General features: G+C 71.2%; 14 protein-coding genes and 1 pseudogene. 10 read left to right on the top strand and 5 right to left on the bottom strand.

Going from position 1 to position 16,258, the window contains the following annotated elements:
* Window positions 1-11 precede the first annotated feature (11 nt).
* From der to moeB, 4 genes and pseudogenes are all read left to right on the top strand, one after another.
* Window positions 12-1,427: a ribosome biogenesis GTPase Der gene (der, locus tag H0E84_RS16610; RefSeq protein ID WP_180679756.1), complete on the top strand. Its 1,416-nt coding sequence runs from the start codon at window positions 12-14 to the stop codon at window positions 1,425-1,427.
* On the top strand, window positions 1,424-2,062 hold the full coding sequence (gene mobA / locus H0E84_RS16605; RefSeq protein WP_345776335.1) for a molybdenum cofactor guanylyltransferase: 639 nt from the start codon (window positions 1,424-1,426) through the stop codon (window positions 2,060-2,062). The genes der and mobA overlap by 4 nt, the downstream gene beginning before the upstream one ends.
* On the top strand, window positions 2,059-3,282 hold the full coding sequence (locus H0E84_RS16600; RefSeq protein ID WP_180679754.1) for a molybdopterin molybdotransferase MoeA: 1,224 nt from the start codon (window positions 2,059-2,061) through the stop codon (window positions 3,280-3,282). The genes mobA and H0E84_RS16600 overlap by 4 nt, the downstream gene beginning before the upstream one ends.
* A 190-nt stretch (window positions 3,283-3,472) precedes the next feature.
* Window positions 3,473-4,621, top strand: a pseudogene (gene moeB / locus H0E84_RS16595) (molybdopterin-synthase adenylyltransferase MoeB); the annotation flags it as partial.
* Between the two features lie 31 nt (window positions 4,622-4,652).
* Here the strand turns inward: moeB and H0E84_RS16590 are convergent.
* Complete coding sequence (locus H0E84_RS16590; RefSeq protein WP_180679752.1) at window positions 4,653-5,423, bottom strand: alpha/beta hydrolase family protein; 771 nt, start codon at window positions 5,421-5,423, stop codon at window positions 4,653-4,655.
* Between the two features lies 1 nt (window position 5,424).
* Entirely contained in the window at window positions 5,425-5,739 is a 315-nt protein-coding gene (locus tag H0E84_RS16585) for a DUF1244 domain-containing protein (protein ID WP_180679751.1), read from the bottom strand.
* Window positions 5,740-5,869: 130 nt separating this feature from the next.
* On the opposite strand from H0E84_RS16585, the gene folD reads away from it, so the two are divergent.
* From folD to tadA, 5 genes are all read left to right on the top strand, one after another.
* Entirely contained in the window at window positions 5,870-6,757 is an 888-nt protein-coding gene (folD, locus tag H0E84_RS16580) for a bifunctional methylenetetrahydrofolate dehydrogenase/methenyltetrahydrofolate cyclohydrolase FolD (RefSeq protein ID WP_180679750.1), read from the top strand.
* Between the two features lie 242 nt (window positions 6,758-6,999).
* Entirely contained in the window at window positions 7,000-8,457 is a 1,458-nt protein-coding gene (gene guaB, locus H0E84_RS16575) for an IMP dehydrogenase (protein WP_180679749.1), read from the top strand.
* 175 nt (window positions 8,458-8,632) lie between these two features.
* A complete protein-coding gene (guaA, locus tag H0E84_RS16570; protein ID WP_180679748.1) occupies window positions 8,633-10,198 on the top strand; it encodes a glutamine-hydrolyzing GMP synthase in 1,566 nt (521 codons plus the stop codon).
* A gap of 335 nt (window positions 10,199-10,533) precedes the next feature.
* On the top strand, window positions 10,534-11,064 hold the full coding sequence (locus tag H0E84_RS16565; RefSeq protein ID WP_219339794.1) for a cupin domain-containing protein: 531 nt from the start codon (window positions 10,534-10,536) through the stop codon (window positions 11,062-11,064).
* A 33-nt stretch (window positions 11,065-11,097) separates the two neighbouring features.
* Entirely contained in the window at window positions 11,098-11,574 is a 477-nt protein-coding gene (gene tadA / locus H0E84_RS16560) for a tRNA adenosine(34) deaminase TadA (RefSeq protein ID WP_180679746.1), read from the top strand.
* 18 nt (window positions 11,575-11,592) lie between these two features.
* Here the strand turns inward: tadA and H0E84_RS16555 are convergent, their stop codons facing one another.
* Window positions 11,593-12,072 (bottom strand): DUF2721 domain-containing protein, encoded by a 480-nt coding sequence (locus H0E84_RS16555; RefSeq protein WP_180679745.1) that lies wholly within the window; start codon window positions 12,070-12,072, stop codon window positions 11,593-11,595.
* Between the two features lie 59 nt (window positions 12,073-12,131).
* Between H0E84_RS16555 and orn the strand changes: the two genes are divergently transcribed.
* Complete coding sequence (orn, locus tag H0E84_RS16550; RefSeq protein ID WP_180679744.1) at window positions 12,132-12,701, top strand: oligoribonuclease; 570 nt, start codon at window positions 12,132-12,134, stop codon at window positions 12,699-12,701.
* Between the two features lie 83 nt (window positions 12,702-12,784).
* Here the strand turns inward: orn and H0E84_RS16545 are convergent, their stop codons facing one another.
* Both H0E84_RS16545 and ppsA read right to left on the bottom strand, forming a co-directional pair.
* A complete protein-coding gene (locus H0E84_RS16545; protein WP_180679743.1) occupies window positions 12,785-13,720 on the bottom strand; it encodes a mechanosensitive ion channel family protein in 936 nt (311 codons plus the stop codon).
* Window positions 13,721-13,806: 86 nt separating this feature from the next.
* Complete coding sequence (gene ppsA, locus H0E84_RS16540) at window positions 13,807-16,197, bottom strand: phosphoenolpyruvate synthase (protein ID WP_180679742.1); 2,391 nt, start codon at window positions 16,195-16,197, stop codon at window positions 13,807-13,809.
* Window positions 16,198-16,258 lie beyond the last annotated feature (61 nt).

The raw sequence follows: 16,258 nt of genomic DNA, 5'->3' as shown, positions 1-16,258 counted from the left end.
CGGGTTTTCCCATGCTTCCAATCGTCGCCCTGGTCGGCCGCCCGAACGTCGGCAAGTCGACGCTGTTCAACGCGCTTACCCGCGGCCGCGATGCGCTGGTGCACGATGAGCCCGGGGTGACCCGCGACCGCCACTACGGCGTCTGCCGGCTGCAGCCGGATCGTCCGTTCCTGCTGGTCGACACAGGCGGCATCGCCGGCGAGAACACCCACCTTGAGGCGTCCGGCCTGGCCGGCGCGACCGCGCGCCAAGCGCGCGCCGCGGCCGAGGAGGCGGACCTGGTGTTGTTCGTGGTCGACGGCCGCGAGGGCCCCTCGGCGGTCGACGACGAGCTCGTGCAGTGGCTGCGCAAGCGCGACCGCCCGGTGCTGCTGGTGGTCAACAAGACCGACGGCATCGACACCCGCGCGGCGATGGCCGAGTTCGCGCGCTACGGCTTCGACGACGCGCTGGCGGTCTCCTCGGCGCACCGCCAGGGACTCGACGTGCTGCTCGACGACATCCTCGAGCGCCTGCCCGCCGAGAGCGATGCGGAGGAGCCCGAAGAGGATCCGGGGCGCATCCGCGTGGCCTTCATCGGCCGGCCGAACGTCGGCAAGTCGACCCTGGTCAATCGCCTGCTCGGCGAGGAGCGGATGATCGCCTCCGAGGTTCCCGGCACCACCCGCGATTCGATCGCGGTGGACCTGGACCGCGACGGGCGCCGCTACCGCCTGATCGACACCGCCGGCATCCGCCGCCGCGCCCGGGTCGAGGAGGCGGTGGAGAAGTTTTCGGTGATCAAGACCCTGCAGGCCATCGAGCAGTGCCAGGTCGCCGTGGTGCTGCTGGATGCCAGCGAAGGCGTCACCGACCAGGACGCCAGCGTGCTCGGCGCGGTGCTCGATGCCGGCCGCGCGCTGGTGATCGCGGTGAACAAGTGGGACGGGCTGAGCACCTACCAGCGCGAGCAGACCGAGGCGCTGCTGTCGCGCAAGATGGTCTTCGTGCAATGGGCCGAGGCGGTGCGCATCAGCGCGCTGCACGGCTCGGGCCTGCGCGAGCTGTTCCGCGCGATCCATCGCGCCCACGCCTCGGCCACCCGCGAGTTCGGCACTTCCGAGGCGACCCGCGCGCTGGAAGCCGCCTACGCGGCGAGCCCGCCGCCGGCGGTGCGCGGCCACGTCGCCAAGCTGCGGTTCGCGCATCCCGGTGGCAGCAACCCGCCGACTTTCGTGGTCCACGGATCGCGCCTGCGCACGCTGTCCGACAGCTATCGCCGCTATCTCGAGAACTTCTTCCGCAAGCGTTTCAAGCTGGTCGGCACGCCGGTCCGGTTCGTGTTCAAGGAAACCGAGAACCCGTACAAGGACCGCAAGAACGTCCTCACCGAGCGCCAGGTCGAGAAGCGCCGCCGGCTGATCCGTCACGTCAAGCGCGGCAAGTGAGCCGCGCCGCCGCGCGGTTCACGCCGTTGCGCGACGGCGGCTACGATGGCGCCATGACCGGCGCGGCCGTCCAGTACCCATTCGATCTCGGCATCCTCGCCGGCGGGCAGGCTTCGCGCCTGGGCGGGGCCGACAAGGCCTGGCTGCGGCGCGACGGGATCGCCCAGGTACAGCGCCTGGCGGCGGCGTTCCCGGGAGCGCGGGTGGTGCTGGTCAGCGCCAATCGCCAGCTCGGTCGCTACGCCGCGCGCGGGCTGGAGGCGGTGGCGGACCGCGTCGCCGGCGCCGGGCCGCTCGCCGGTCTCGACGCGCTCGTCCGGGCCTGCTCTGGCGACTGGCTGCTGACCATGCCGGTGGATGTCGTCGATGTCCCCGACGGGCTCGCGCAGCGCCTCGCCGCCGCCGGAGAGCGGGGCGCCTATCTGGTCGACGACGACGGCCCGCAGCCGCTGGCCGCGCTGTGGCGGTTGGCTCCGCTGCGCCCGGAGCTCGCCGCCGCCATGGCGTCCGGGCAGCTTGCCGTGCACGCGCTGCAGCGCCGGCTCGGCATGGCGCCGCTGCGCCTGGTCGGTGTGCGCCTCGGCAATCTGAACACCCCGGCCGATCTGGCCGCCGCGGGCGTGGAGCCGCCATGAGCGGCTTCCCCACCCGAATCGCCTACGCCGAGGCCTGCGAGATCGTCGACGCCTTGGCCGCCGCGCACCTGCTTCCGGCCGAGCGCACCGCCCTGCAGCGCGCCCACGGACGCGTGCTGGCCGAGCCGGTGATGGCGACGCTGGCGCAGCCGCCGTTCGACAACGCGGCGATGGACGGCTTCGCGCTGCGCCACGCCGATCTGGCCACCGCCGGCGCCGGCGGGCTGCGGCTGGCAGGCGAGCAGTTCGCCGGGGCGGCACTGGACCTGCGCGTCGGGCCGGGGGAGTGCGTGCGGATCACCACCGGCGCGCCGCTGCCGGCGGGTGCCGATACCGTGGTCATGAAGGAGAACGCCCGGGTCGAGGACGGCCGCGTCCGCGTGCGCGAGGCGCCGGAAGTCGGCCGTCACGTGCGCCGCGCCGGCGAGGACGCCGGTGCCGGCGATGCCCTGGCGCAGGCCGGCGACGTATTGACTCCTGCGCGGATCGCGCTGTGCGCGGCGCAGGGGCTGACCGAACTGCCGGTGCGGCGGCCGCCGACGGTGGCGGTGTTCACCACCGGCGACGAGCTGGTCGAGCCGGGGCTGCCGCTGCGGCCGGGCCAGCTCTACAACTCCAATCGCGAGCAGCTGATGGGGTTGATGCGCGGCGCCGGGCTCGATCCGGTCGCCTGGCCGACCCTGCCGGACGTCCCGGGACAGATCGAGTCCGCGCTCCGCCATGCCGGCCATGCCTTCGACCTGGTGGTCACCTGCGGCGGCGTCTCGGCGGGGGAGAAGGACCACTTGCCGGCGCTGCTGCGCGAACTCGGCGAGATCGCGTTCTGGAAGGTACGCATGAAGCCCGGCATGCCGGTACTGCTGGCCTCGGGCGGCCGGCTCGGCGACGCGCTGTTCCTGTGCCTGCCCGGCAACCCGGTCTCGGTGCTGGCGACCTGGCTGGCGTTGGGACGGCGCCTGGTCGATGGCCTGCAGGGACGCGCCGCGCGTCCGCGGCTGCACGCGCGCCTGACCGCCCCGTGGCGCAAGCGCCACGAGCGTCTCGAGTTCCTGCGTGGACGGCTGCAGGGGGGCGAGGACGGCGTGCTGCGGGTGCAGCCGGACCCGGCCGACGGCTCGCACCGCATGCGCGCGGCGGCCGACTCGGACGCGCTGATCCTGCTCGCCGAGGGCGAGCGCGAGTACCCGGCCGACGCCGCGGTGGAAGTGCTTCCGTATTGACGGCCGGAGCCGGCCCGGGCTGGCTCACCTCACAGGCGGTGTCGACGCGCGCGCCCCCACGTAGAGCGGAGCTTGCTCCGCTGCTCCCGGCTCCGGAGCCTACGCAGCCAAGCCAACGCAGCCGAGCAAGCTCGGCTCTACGGGGGCATGTGGGTGGACCGCAGCGTTTCGTTCGGGCGATGCCCGATCGCGCGATAATCGCCGCATGGCGATCCGGGAAATCTCTCCGCGCGAGGCCTACCGGCGGCTGGCCGGCGGCGTGCGCCTGGTCGACGTGCGCGAGGAACACGAACGCATGGGCGGCATGGCGCAGGGCGCGCGAGGGGTGGAGCGGGCGGAACTCGAGCGCGCGCCCGATCGCCACGCGCCGGCGCGCGACGAGCCGTTGATGCTGATCTGCCAGGTCGGCGGGCGCTCGCTGCAGGCGGCCAGGTCGCTCGCCGCACAGGGCTATTCCGAGGTCGTCTCGGTCGCAGGCGGCACCAGCGCCTGGCAGGCGCAGGGCCTGCCCATGACGCCGCCGGAGGCGGACTACGACCCGGACCTGCACGACCGCTATTCGCGCCATCTGCGCCTGCCCGAGGTCGGCCTGGAAGGGCAGCGGCGACTGCAGCGGGCGCGGGTGCTGCTGATCGGCGCCGGCGGTCTCGGCTCGCCCGCGGCCTACTATCTCGCCGCCGCCGGCGTCGGCACGCTGCGGATCGCCGACGACGACGACGTCGAACGCAGCAACCTGCAGCGCCAGATCCTGCACGCCGAGAATCGCATCGGCACCGCCAAGGTGGCTTCCGCCGCGGCCACGCTGACGGCGCTCAATCCCCGCACCACCGTCGAGGCGGTGCGCGAACGGGTCACCAGCGCCAACGTCGAAGCGCTGCTCGATGGTGCCGACCTGGTCGTCGACGGCGCCGACAACCTTCCGGCGCGCTACCTGCTCAACGACGCGTGCGTGAAACTGGCCATCCCGCTGGTGTACGGCGCGGTGCACCGTTTCGAGGGCCAGGCGAGCGTGTTCGATGCCGGCCGCCGGCGCGGCGAGGCGCCGTGCTACCGCTGCCTGTTCCCGGAACCGCCGCCGCCGGAGGCGGCGCCGAACTGCGCCGAGGCGGGTGTCCTGGGGGTGCTGCCGGGCGTGATCGGGCTGATCCAGGCCACCGAGGCGATCAAGCTGCTGCTCGGGATCGGCGTGCCGCTCAGCGGGCGCCTGCTGCATTTCGACGCGCTGGCGATGCGCTTCCGCGAGACCCGCCTCGGCCCCGACCCGGACTGTCCGCTATGCGCGCCCGGACGCGCGTTCCCCGGCTATATCGACTACGCCGCGTTCTGCGCCGGCGGCTGAGCACCGCGTCCAGCCGCGCCGCGACCGGACATCAGCGCAGGAAGCCGGCGATCGCCTCGTCGTAGCCCGGGTGCAGGTGGATGTCGTTGTGTCCGGCGCCGGGGAAGTTCCGCACCATGGGCTGCCGGGGCTGGGCCGCGACCAGCCGGTCCGCGTGCCGCGGCGGGACCACGGTGTCCGCACCCGCGCGCAGCACCAGCACCGGCCCCTCGTGGCGCGGCAACAGCGACGCCGTGTCGTAGCGCTCTCGCATCAGCCAGCGCACCGGCAGCCACGGGTAGTGGCCGCGCGCCACCTCGACCATGCTGTCGAAGGGAGTGACCAGCGCCAGCCGCTCCACGTCCCGGTGCGCGGCGACGTGGGCGGCCACGGCGCTGCCGAGGCTGCGGCCGACCACCGCGATGCCTCCCTCGGGGTGGCGTTGGCGCACCAGGTCGTAGAGCGCCAGCGCGTCCGCCAGCAGCAAGGCCTCGCCCGGGGTGCCATCGCTGGCGCCGTAGCCGCGGTAGGCGGGCAGGTAGCCGGTGCGCGCGGGCGCCCAGTCCGCAAGCGCGTCGCGATTGTCTTCGACGCGCTCGGCGTTGCCGCCGAAATACAGCAGCGCGTCGCCGCGGCCGGGGTTGACGATCCACCCGCGCAGTACCGCATCGCCGCGATCGAGCGAAAAATCGGTCTCCGCCGGATCGCTGCGGGTGAACTGCGGGTAGTACACCAGGCTGCGCTGCTGCAGGTACAGCAGCACGCAGACGGCGAGCCACGCAAGGGCGGCGACGCCCAGCAGCGCCAGCGCCGTCTTCGCCACCTCAGCCGTCCTGCGGATGGGCGTGCCGCGCCGCCTCGAACGCCGCCAGCTGCTCCGGCGTGGCCGGCTTCTGATGCTCCGCCTTCCACTCCGCAAAGGGCTTGCCGTAGACCGCCGCCCGGGCCTGATCGCGGCTCATCTCCACCCCCAGCCCGGCGGCAGCGTCGCGGTACCAGTCGGCCAGGCAGTTGCGGCAGAACCCGGCCAGGATCATCAGGTCGATGTTCTGTACGTCGGGACGCTCCTGCATCAGGTGCGCGAGCAGGCGGCGGAACGCCGCGGCTTCGATTTCTGTGGTGTCCGTGGTCTGGGTCATCGGCGCGCCGGGGCTGCCATCGGCCCCGTTTCTCCCTTGAAACGAGCCGCGAGGATCGCGCGCGGGGATCGCGGCTGCAAGGGCGTGGCCGAATCGGGGACAATGCGCTTCCCGATTCCTCCGTCGCGCCATGACCGATCCCGCTCCGAATCCGGCCCGCATCCTCGATGGCAGGCGCATCGCCGATGCGCTGCTCGCCGAATTGCGGGTACGCGTGGACGCGCGCGTGGCCGCCGGCCGCTCGCGCCCGGGCCTTGCCGTGGTGCTGGTCGGGGAGGACCCCGCCTCGCAGTCCTACGTGCGCAACAAGCGCCGCGCGGCGGAGAAGGTGGGCATCCGCGCCCTGGACGTCGACCTGCCCGCCGGCACCGGCGAGGACGCGCTGCTGGCGCTGATCGACCGCCTCAACGCCGACCCCGCCGTGCACGGGATCCTGGTCCAGCTGCCGCTGCCGGGCATCGCCGACGCCACCCGCCTGATCCACCGCATCGATCCGCGCAAGGACGTCGACGGCTTCCATCCCGAGAACGTCGGCCACCTGGCGCTGCGCCAGTTCGGCCTGCGCCCCTGCACCCCGCGCGGGATCACCACGCTGCTGGCCTGGACCGACCGCCCGGTGCGCGGCCAGAGCGCGACCATCGTCGGCGTCAGCAACCACGTCGGCCGGCCGATGGCGCTCGAACTGCTGATCGCCGGCTGCACCGTGACCAGCTGCCACAAGTTCACTCCCGCCGAGGTGCTGCGGCGGCACGTCGGCGAGGCCGACATCCTGGTGGTGGCGGCCGGCCGGCCGGCGCTGATCCCGGGCGAGTGGGTCAAGCCCGGCGCGGTGGTGATCGACGTCGGCATCAACCGCCTCGACGACGGCCGCCTGGTCGGAGACGTCGGCTTCGTCGAGGCCGCGCAGCGCGCCAGCTGGATCACCCCGGTCCCCGGCGGCGTCGGCCCGATGACGGTGGCCACCCTGATGCAGAACACCTTCGAGGCCGCGGAGGCCGCGGACGGCCTGCAAGGGTAGGGAGCGCCTACGCGCACCGGACGGACCCAGAAACCCCTTGTGCACCGGCCCGCGAATTCTGCAGGCCGCCCCCCGGACACCTTCCCGGTAGCTTTTCGTGTTTTACGCAGGCGCGGAGAAGCAGTTGAGCGCCAACCCCGAGGAGCCAGCCGCCCCATGTTTCCAGCGCCGCAGCGCCCCCAAGGCCGCGTGCGCGCCCGCAATCGCGGTACAATGACGTGCTTCCCCTCACCGGACCGCCCATGCTGCGCATCCTGGCCGAAGCGCTCACCTACGACGACGTTTCCCTCGTCCCCGCCCATTCCACGGTCCTGCCCAAGGACGTCTCCCTGGCCTGCCGCCTGACCCGCGACCTGCGGCTCAACCTGCCGATCGTCTCGGCCGCCATGGACACCGTCACCGAGGCCCGCCTGGCCATCGCCATGGCCCAGCTCGGCGGCATCGGCATCCTCCACAAGAACATGTCGGTCGAACGCCAGGCTGCCGAGGTCGCCCGGGTCAAGAACTTCGAGGCCGGGGTGATCCGCGAACCGGTCACCGTCGGCCCCGACACCACCATCGGCGAAGTCCTCAAGCTCACCCGTGCCCGCAACATCTCCGGCGTTCCCGTGGTCGATGGTGGGCACCTGGTCGGAATCGTCACAGGCCGCGACATGCGCTTCGAGACCCGCCTCGAGGACCCGGTGCGCAACATCATGACCCGCAAGGACAAGCTGGTCACCGTGGGCGAAGGCGCCAGCGACGACGAAGTCCTCGGACTGCTGCACAAGCACCGCATCGAAAAGGTGCTGGTGGTCAACGACGGCTTCGAGCTGCGCGGGCTGATCACCGTCAAGGACATCCAGAAGGCCCGCGACAACCCCAACGCCGCCAAGGACGCCGACGAGCAGCTGCTGGTCGGCGCCGCGGTCGGCGCCGGCGGCGACACCGAGCGGCGCATCGAAGCGCTGGTGGCCGCCGGCGTGGACGTGCTCATCGTCGACACCGCCCACGGCCACGCCCAGGGCGTCATCGACCGCGTCGCCTGGACCAAGAAGACGTTCCCGCAGGTGCAGGTGGTCGGCGGCAACATCGTCAGCGGCGACGCCGCGCTGGCGCTGATGGACGCCGGTGCCGACGCGGTCAAGGTCGGGATCGGGCCGGGTTCGATCTGCACTACCCGCGTGGTCGCTGGCGTCGGCGTGCCGCAGGTCACCGCCATCGACCTGGTGGCCGAGGCCCTGCAGGACCGCATCCCGCTGATCGCCGACGGGGGCATCCGCTACTCGGGCGACATCGGCAAGGCGCTGGCGGCCGGCGCGTCGACGGTGATGATCGGCGGCCTGTTCGCCGGCACCGAGGAGTCGCCCGGCCAGACCGAGCTGTTCCAGGGCCGCAGCTACAAGAGCTACCGCGGCATGGGCAGCCTGGGCGCGATGGAACAGGGCTCCAAGGATCGCTACTTCCAGGATTCGAGCGATGCCGACAAGCTCGTGCCCGAGGGCATCGAGGGCCGGGTGCCCTACCGCGGCCCGCTCAGCGGCGTGGTCCACCAGCTGGCCGGTGGCCTGCGTGCGACCATGGGCTACCTTGGTTGCGCGACCATCGAGGACATGCGCACCAAGCCGCAGTTCGTCAAGATCACCGGCGCCGGGCAGCGCGAGAGCCACGTCCACGACGTGCAGATCACCAAGGAGCCGCCGAACTACCGGATGGGCTGACAGGCGGGAATCGGGAATGGGGAATCGGGAATAGCCGCAAGGCGCGATCCCACGCCCGACTGGCCCGTGCGTACCGCCTCTTCCCGATCGTCGGCCAGATTCTTCCCGTTCCCGACTCCTCGTTCCCGACTCCCCGTTCCCGACTCCCGACTCCCCATTCCCGATTCCCGGCCCTATGGACCTGCACAGCGACAAGATCCTCATCCTCGATTTCGGCGCGCAGTACACCCAGCTGATCGCCCGGCGCATCCGCGAGATCGGGGTGTACTGCGAGGTCTGGGCCTGGGACCACGATCCGGCCGAGATCGCCGGCTTCGGCGCCAAAGGCATCATCCTCTCCGGCGGACCCGAGTCGACCACCGTCGAAGGTTCCCCGCGGGCGCCGCAGGAGGTGTTCGACTGCGGTCTGCCACTGCTCGGCATCTGCTACGGCATGCAGACGATGGCCAAGCAGCTCGGCGGCGAGACCGAAGCCGCCGACCAGCGCGAGTACGGCCACGCCGAGGTGGCGCGTGTCGCCCAGGACCGCCTGCTGGCAGGACTGGCCGACCACCCGGGCTCGCCGCCGCGCCTGGACGTATGGATGAGCCACGGCGACCACGTCTCCGTGGCGCCTCCCGACTTCACCGTCACCGCCAGCACCGACCGCGTGCCGGTGGCCGCGTTCGCCAACGACGAGCGGCGCTGGTACGGGGTGCAGTTCCATCCCGAGGTCACCCACACCAAGCAGGGGCTGACCCTGCTGACGCGCTTCGTCACCGACATCTGCGGCTGCCGCACGCTGTGGACGCCGGCCAACATCATCGACGACCAGATCGCGCGGGTGCGCGAACAGGTCGGCAGCGACGAGGTGATCCTGGGGCTGTCCGGCGGGGTCGATTCGTCGGTGGTCGCGGCGCTGCTGCACAAGGCCATCGGCGAGCAGCTGACCTGCGTGTTCGTCGACACCGGCCTGCTGCGCTGGCAGGAGGGCGACCAGGTGATGTCGACCTTCGCCGAGCATCTCGGCGTGAAGGTGGTCCGCGTGGATGCCGCCGATCGCTATTTCCAGGCGCTGGCCGGGGTTTCCGACCCGGAGGCCAAGCGCAAGATCATCGGCAACCTGTTCGTGGAGATCTTCGACGAGGAGGCGGGCCGACTGGCGAACGCGAAGTGGCTGGCGCAGGGCACGATCTATCCGGACGTGATCGAGTCGGCCGGCAGCAGGACCGGCAAGGCGCACGTGATCAAGAGCCACCACAACGTCGGCGGCCTGCCCGAGCACATGAAGCTGGGGCTGGTGGAGCCGCTGCGCGAGCTGTTCAAGGACGAGGTGCGGCGGCTCGGCGTGGAGCTGGGGCTGCCCGAGAAGATGGTCTATCGGCACCCGTTCCCCGGTCCGGGGCTGGGGGTGCGGATCCTCGGCGAGGTGCGGCGGGAGTATGCGGAACTGCTGGCGCGCGCGGATGCGATCTTCATCGAGGAGCTGATGCGCAGCGGGCTGTACGCGAAGACCAGCCAGGCGTTCGCGGTGTTCCTGCCGGTCAAGTCCGTGGGCGTGGTGGGCGATGCGCGCGCCTACGAGTGGGTGATCGCGCTGCGGGCTGTGGAGACCGTGGATTTCATGACGGCGCACTGGGCGCACCTGCCGTACGAGTTCCTCGGCAAGGTTTCTAATAGAATAATCAATGAATTGCGCGGAATTTCTCGTGTAGTTTATGACATCAGTGGCAAGCCCCCGGCCACCATCGAGTGGGAGTAAGCGAGCGGGCTGCGCGCTTGGAGGATGGGATAGCGCCTTCGGTTGGCTGTGCGGGGCGTGAGCCGTGCCGGGGGTGTTGCTCCGCCCTTCGGTCCGGCCATCCATGGCCGGACTCAGGGCCGCTGCACATCCATGTGCAGCTCTCCGCAACCCCCCCCAGCACGGCTCCCGCTTTGACGTTGGTCGGCTTCGGAGGAATGGGTGCCAGGCATTCGAAACTAGATCGCCGGTGCGGCATCGGTCGGGCGATGCGGACCGCGCGCAGGGCGGCTTCCGCATGGACGGGCAGTGCACGCGCCCGGGCGCATGCTTCGGGAGTCAAACCGGAGACCGCCATGCCCGATCCCCGAGCCCTGCACCTCGCGCCGAATGGCTGGGTGCCCAACAACCCCCGCCTGCCGGCGCTGCTGTACCGGCAGGTCGAGCCGTCGCGCGGCACGGACGCCACGGCGATCGCCTTCGAGCGCAGGTTCGGCCGCCATCGCTGGCCGGCGGGGTGGCGCGACGGCATCTTCGCCTATCACCACTATCACTCCACCGCGCACGAGGTCCTCGGCGTCGCGGCGGGGTCGGCGCGCGTGATGCTGGGAGGACCCGGTGGAGAAGTCGTGGAGATCGAAGCCGGAGACGCGCTGGTGCTGCCGGCGGGGACCGGCCACTGCCGGGAGGCGGCCAGCGACGACTTTCTCGTGGTCGGCGCGTATCCGGCGGGGCAGCGCTGGGACCTGTGCACCAGCGCCGCCACGCCGGCGATGCTCGAGCGGATCGCCGCGGTCCCGGTGCCGACCAGCGATCCGGCATCGGGGCGCGGCGGCGCGCTGCCGCGGATGTGGCGCGGCCGGGGCGCGCGCGACGCAGCAGGCTAGAATTCGGGAACCTTCAGCGGAGCCCCCGAATCGATGTCCGAGCCCGTCGACGTGCGCTGGATGCGCCATGCGCTCGCGCTGGCCGCGCGTGCCGAACGCGAGGAGGACGAGATCCCGGTCGGCGCGGTGGTGGTGGATGCGGCCGGCCAGCCGGTGGGGGAGGGGTGGAACCGGAACATCGGCGAGCGCGATCCCAGTGCCCACGCGGAGATTGTGGCGATGCGCGCGGCCGGCCGCGCGCTCGGCAACCACCGCCTGGTCGGCTGCACCCTGTACGTCACTCTCGAGCCGTGCGCGATGTGCGCCATGGCGATGGTGCACGCGCGCATCGCCCGCCTGGTGCATGCCGCCAGCGACCCCAAGACCGGGGCCGCCGGCAGCGTGTTCGACCTGCTCGCCGATCCGCGCCACAACCACCGGGTCGGGGTGGTCGGCGGCGTGCTGGCGGAAGAGGCCGGGGCGATGCTGACCGGCTACTTCCGGCGCAAGCGCGGCAAGCCGGGGCCCTGACCCCGGGCGGCGCCGCGCTCAGGACGCGGCGCGCGGCCTGCTGGCGCGGCGGTGGCCGTCGTCCATCTCCACGTTGATCGCGTGCACCGCCAGCGCCGACTCGCGCGCCAGCAGCAGGCTGGCGGCGAACAGCGCCAGCACGCCGAGCGCCGCCAGCAGCGTCGGCATGTGAACCAGGCGGTGGCCGACCAGGGAGTCGCCGGCCAGCGAGAGACTGGTGCCGACGAAGCAGCTGATCGCCACGTACAACAGCTGGCTGCCGCGCAGGATGATGCCGCTGCGCCGCCGCTGCAGGGCGATGCGCTGCTCCAGAACGGCGCGCTCGGCGGGGTCGCCGGCCTCGGCCAGTTCGCCCAGCAGCGACCGCGCGCGATCGATCACGCGCGCCAGGCGGCTGTTGGCCGAGGTGAGCAGGGCCGCGGTGGCGGTCAGGAAGAACGCCGGTGCCAGCATCGCGGTCAGGATGGCGTGGTGGGGAAGGGCTGAGCTGGTGAGCATGGCGGCGGCGGCGAGAGGAGGCTGCGCTATGATGCGCGCTCCCGGAAACGATCGCGAGCATGTACCTGCATCAACCCGACGCCGACGACGGCAGGCTGGTCTGGATCGACCTGGAAATGACCGGCCTGGACACCGACCGCGATTCGATCCTCGAGATCGCCACCGTGGTGACGGATTCGCAACTGCGCATCCTTGCCGAGGGGCCGGAACTCGCCATCGCGCATCCGCTGTCGGTGCTGGAGGCGATGGACGACTGGAACCGCAACCAGCACGGCAAGTCGGGCCTGTGGCGGCGCGTGCTCGAGGAGGGGGTGGCGATGGCCGAGGCCGAGCGCCGCACCCTCGTGTTCCTGCGTCAGTGGGTGCCCGAGAAGGCTTCGCCGATGTGCGGCAACTCGATCTGCCAGGATCGACGTTTTCTGCATCGGCAGATGCCGGAGCTGGAACGCTACTTCCACTACCGCAACCTCGATGTCAGCACGCTCAAGGAACTGGCGCGGCGCTGGGCGCCGTCGCTGCTCGCAGGCGTGCACAAGCAGGCCGCGCATACCGCGCTGAGCGACGTGCGCGACTCCATCGCGGAACTGCGCCACTACCGCGACGGCATGGGCGCGTTCGCGCCGCTGTAGCGGCGCCGTCACCCGCGACATTGCCGCCGATGCCCGGCATCGGCATGCGCACGCGGCATGTCCGTGCTGCGGGCGCTTGCGCGCTATTTCGGGTCGGCCAGCGGCTGGTGCTCCGGATCGTCCAGTCCGACCGCCGCATCGCCATCGCCTGCGTTCCCGGGGGAGGGGAGCGCCGGCGGCGCGGCCGCGCCGCCATGGTGGTACATGTGCACGTCGCGCTGCGGGAACGGGATCGCGATGCCATGCCGGTCGAAAGCCTTCTTGATCCGCTCGGTCAGCTCGCACTTGGTGACGAACCAGTCCGGGTTGGCGACGTGGCAGCGGATGCCGAGGTTCACCGAGCTGTCGGCCAGCGCGTAGAGCAGCACGTCGGGCGGCGGCTCGGCCAGGACGCGCTCGTCCGACTGCATGATCTCCATGGCGATGCCGCGCGCCAGGTCGATGTCCGCGTCGTAGGCGATGCCGATCACCAGCTCGATCCGGCGCCGCACGTCCGGCGTGAGGTTGATGATCGAGTCCCCGGTGATCAGGGCGTTGGGCAGGGTGATGGTCTGGTTGTCCGCCCCGCGCAGGCGGGTCTGGAAGATGCTGACCGACTCGACCGCACCGGTGACGCCGTTGATGGTGACGATGTCGCCGACCCGGAACGGCCGCAGCGAGACCAGCATCACCCCGGAGGCGACGTTGGCCAGCGAGTCCTTCAGCGCCAGGCCGACGGCCAGGCCGGCGGCACCGAGCACCGCGACCATCGAGGTCATGGCGATTCCGAAGACCGCCTGCAGCACCGCCAGCGCCAGCACCACCAGCAGAGTGACGTAGACGACCCTGCGCAGGAACATCGCCGCGGTCGACTCGATGCGGCTGCGGGTCATGCCGCGTTCGAGCGCCGCCGACAGCCAGCGCGCCAGGTGCACGCCGATGTAGAACACCACCAGGGCCGCCAGCATCCGCAGGCCCCAATAGGTCACCAGGTCCATCCACGCGCCTTCCCGCACCGCGGCCACCAACCCGTTCTCCATCCGTTCCTCCGTATTCGCGGCGCCCGGGGGGCCGCTCGATCGTGGGAAAATCTAGCGGCGCGCGCGTTAGCGGGGCGTGGCGCGGATCATCCTGCCGCCTTGCTCTTCGCCAGCCGCAGCCAGGTGTCGACCACGGTATCGGGATTGAGCGACACCGATTCGATGCCCTCCTGCATCAGCCATTCCGCCAGGTCGGGATGGTCGCTGGGCCCCTGGCCGCAGATGCCGACGTACTTGCCCTTGGCGCGGGCGCTCTTGATCGCCATCGACAGCAGCTTCTTGACCGCCGGGTCGCGCTCGTCGAACAGGTGCGCGACCACGCTGGAATCGCGGTCGAGGCCCAGGGTGAGCTGGGTCAGGTCGTTGGAGCCGATCGAGAAGCCGTCGAAGATCTCCAGGAACTCGTCCGCCAGCAGCGCGTTGGACGGCAGCTCGCACATCATGATGATCTTCAACGGCTGCTGGCCCTCGGCGTGCTGGCCCTGGCGCAGGCCGTTCTTCTCCAGCGCCTCGACCACGCGCCGGCCCTCGTCGAGGGTGCGCACGAACGGGATCATCACCCACAGGTTGTCCAGCCCCATGATGTCGCGCACCTTGCGCACCGCCTCGCACTCCAGGGCGAAGGCGTCGGCGAACGACGGATCGACGTAGCGGCTGGCGCCGCGGAAGCCGATCATCGGGTTCTCTTCCTCCGGCTCGTAGCGGCGGCCGCCGATCAGGTTGGCGTACTCGTTGGACTTGAAGTCCGACAGGCGCACGATCACCGGGTTCGGCGCCACCGAGGCGGTCAGGGTGGCGATGCCCTCCGCCAGGCGGTCGACGTAGAAACGTACCGGGCTGGCGTATCCTGCGCTGCGCTCGTCGATCTGGCGCTTCACCTCGTCGTCCTGGCGGTCGTACTCCAGCAGCGCCTTGGGGTGCACGCCGATGTGCGAGGCGATGATCATCTCCAGCCGCGCCAGGCCGATGCCGGCGTTGGGCAGCTGGCCGAAGTCGAACGCGCGCTCGGGGTTGGCGACGTTCATCATGATCTTCAGCGGCGCCTCGGGCATCGAGGTCAGGTCGGTGGTGGTGCGCTCGAAGGGCAGGGCGCCGGAATAGATGAAGCCGGTGTCGCCCTCGGCGCAGCTCACCGTGACCTCGCGGCCGTCGGCGATCGCCTCGAGCGCGTTGCCGGTACCGACCACTGCGGGCACGCCGAGCTCGCGGGCGATGATGGCGGCGTGGCAGGTGCGGCCGCCGCGGTTGGTGACGATGGCCGCGGAGCGCTTCATCACCGGTTCCCAGTCGGGATCGGTCATGTCGGCGATCAGCACGTCGCCCGCCTGCACCTTGTTCATGTCTTCCAGCGTGCGCACCACGCGCGCCACGCCGCTGCCGATCTTGTGGCCGATGGCGCGCCCCTCGGCGATGACCTCGCCGCGCGCCTCCAGCGCGTAGCGCTCGATCTGGGTGGCCTTGCCGCGCGACTTCACCGTTTCCGGCCGCGCCTGGACGATGTACAGCTTGCCGCTGACGCCGTCCTTGGCCCATTCGATGTCCATCGGGCGCTGGTAGTGCTCCTCGATGGTCAGCGCCTGCCTGGCGAGTTCGTGCACGTCCTCGTCGGAGATCGAGAAGCGGCGGCACAGTTCCGCAGGCGTGTCCTCGTTGCGCACCCGCTCGCCCGGCGCGTCCGAATACACCATGCGGATCTGCTTGCTGCCCATCCCGCGCCGCAGGATCGCCGGCCGGCCCTGGCGCAGGGTCGGCTTGTAGACGTAGAACTCGTCGGGATTCACCGCACCCTGGACCACGTTCTCGCCGAGGCCGTAGCTGGCGGTGATGAACACCACGTCGCGGAAGCCGGATTCGGTGTCGAGCGTGAACAGCACCCCGGAGGCGCCGACGTCCGAGCGCACCATCAGCTGCACGCCCGCCGAGAGGAACACGTCCTCGTGCTTGAACCCATGGTGCACGCGATAGGCGATGGCGCGATCGTTGTACAGCGAGGCGAACACCTCCTTGACCCGCAGCAGCACCTCGTCGGCGCCGGCCACGTTGAGGAAGGTCTCCTGCTGCCCGGCGAAGCTGGCGTCGGGCAGGTCCTCGGCGGTGGCCGAGGAGCGCACCGCCACCGCCACCTCGCCGCCGCCGTTCTCGGCGCACAGTTCGGCGTAGGCCTCGCGGATGCCGGCGTCGAGATCCGGCTGCAACGGTGCCTCGATCACCCAGCCGCGGATCTCCTTGCCCGCGGCGGTCAGCGCCCGCACGTCCTCGACGTCGAGCGTGGCCAGGCGGTCGAAGATGCGTTTTTCGAGATCGTTGTGGGCGATGAACGCGCGGAAGGCGTCGGCGGTGGTGGCGAAGCCGCCGGGCACCGAGACGCCGAGCTGCGACAGGTTGCCGATCATCTCGCCGAGCGAGGAGTTCTTGCCGCCGACCTGGGCCAGGTCGTTCAGTCGCAGGTCGTGCAGCCAGAGGATGTTGGCGCTCAAGGGGGAGGCTCCGGAGGATGGCGATAGGCGGACGCCGGGCGGGGCCCGGCGGAAACCGCTA

The organism is Luteimonas salinisoli (genome assembly GCF_013425525.1).
GTDB classification, from domain to species: domain Bacteria; phylum Pseudomonadota; class Gammaproteobacteria; order Xanthomonadales; family Xanthomonadaceae; genus Luteimonas; species Luteimonas salinisoli.
This window is presented reverse-complemented; position numbering and strand designations above follow the sequence as displayed.